The sequence below is a fragment of the Pseudomonas sp. Kh14 genome (assembly GCF_900291005.1).
GTDB classification, from domain to species: Bacteria; Pseudomonadota; Gammaproteobacteria; order Pseudomonadales; family Pseudomonadaceae; genus Aquipseudomonas; species Aquipseudomonas alloputida.
In genome coordinates this window covers 1-240 of sequence record NZ_OLKJ01000290.1, presented here as the reverse complement: position 1 = coordinate 240, position 240 = coordinate 1, and the positions used below count along the sequence as shown (strand labels likewise).

The window sequence follows — 240 nt, the reverse complement described above, 5'->3', positions numbered from 1 at the left end:
GGCCAGGACTTGGCCGGCCTGCGCGAAGAGCAGCGCTCACTGGTCGAACGGCGCTTCGGCGTGCTGTTTCAGAAGGGCGCGCTGTTCTCTTCGCTGACCGTCACCGAAAACGTGGCATTGCCGCTGATCGAGCACGCCGGGCTGTCCCGCGCCGATGCCGAGCACCTGGCCGGGGTGAAACTGGCCTTGGCCGGGCTGCCAATCTCGGCCGCCGACAAATACCCGGCCTCGCTGTCCGGG

General features: G+C 68.3%; 1 pseudogene. It reads left to right on the top strand.

Going from position 1 to position 240, the window contains the following annotated elements:
- Positions 1 to 240 (top strand): annotated as a pseudogene (locus tag FQ668_RS28160) (ABC transporter ATP-binding protein); the annotation flags it as partial.